Below are 1,182 nucleotides of genomic sequence, written 5' to 3' on the forward strand. Positions count from 1 at the left end.
CAGATTATCTCTGGACTCCCGAAGCAATAACTGGTTTGAAAAGCACATGGATGGCCTGTTTACTCGTGTGGAAAATATATCCTCAGACAATGAAGACGATCAACGCATCATTGCCATGGCCGCAAGTTGGCTTGGGAGAGCGTGCCCGGTCGTCCCCAATTACCGGACAACTATTTCAAAACCTCAAGCCGACTTTCGCGATCAACTCCAATCATGCTTTCCCTCTTTACAGATTGAAGAAGAAAAGAGTCTGAACTCATTGCCTCCGGTTGACCTGCTACTGCCAGATCACAACATGGTGATTGAAGTTCAGGGACCCTCTCATTACGTGGGTGGTGATTTCAACACCAGGAATGGTTCGACGCTGCTGAAAATCGCACTGTTGCAAAAAGCAGGATTTGAGGTCATTGAAATTCCGGTTAAGATGCTCTTGACTCAGGATTCAATGAAACCATGTATTGATCAAATAAAGTCCAGGATAGGCTTCCCACCACAAGGGCATGGCTCTGTATCACTTAAAAGAACGTGGACAGATGCGGCATACGTTACTGCTGATAAAGGCAGGCAACCCACAGATCACGGTTACTTAACCGCCGAAAAACAGTTAGAAGAACAAACCGGCAAACCAGCCAAAAGGAAGAGAAAAAACAGCCAGTAACCCCCTCCCTTCGCCCCCCAGGAATCGTTTTCACATTCAAGTAAAGTTCTACCAGCGTTGAAGACCTGCTGCCCCTGAATTTCGCCCCGGATGTTTTGAAGACAACGGATGGTTGGCATCAGGAGCAGATGAGTTTCTCCCACTGCTTATGCAAAATGAACTTCTGAACAGAACAGCAGTCTGCTTTTTATATTCTCATGAATTAATGAAATATAGTTATGGATAGAAGCTCTGCTGGTATCAGTGGTCAATACGCAAGATCAGGCAATGATTACAACCAACCGAATGGTCAGGCCGCTTCTTCACGGCGTGGACGATATAGAAATGCCACAGTCAGACAATGGCATAACCCCTCCCGCACTGCCCCGGGGCCTAATGAATTTTACCATTCTCGTTTCACACGCCCTTCACAATATCTACAGTACCGTTCAGTAAACCCTGCTCAAGATTTTAATGCGCTCATCAAACAGGAAATAATGGATGACCTGGTGAGTAAATCGGATCGTTTCGGTCATCGCTATGAT

2 protein-coding genes are annotated in these 1,182 nt (G+C 46.1%); both read left to right on the forward strand.

All coding sequences use genetic code 11. The features are described from left to right. Positions 1-658: RAP domain-containing protein (locus CX664_RS23270; RefSeq protein WP_146000256.1), on the forward strand; the 658-nt coding region annotated here is incomplete at its 5' end. A gap of 218 nt (positions 659-876) precedes the next feature. Then, positions 877-1,182: hypothetical protein (locus CX664_RS25985; protein WP_146000257.1), on the forward strand; the 306-nt coding region annotated here is incomplete at its 3' end.

The organism is Endozoicomonas acroporae, assembly GCF_002864045.1.
In the GTDB taxonomy this organism is placed as follows: Bacteria; Pseudomonadota; Gammaproteobacteria; order Pseudomonadales; family Endozoicomonadaceae; genus Endozoicomonas; species Endozoicomonas acroporae.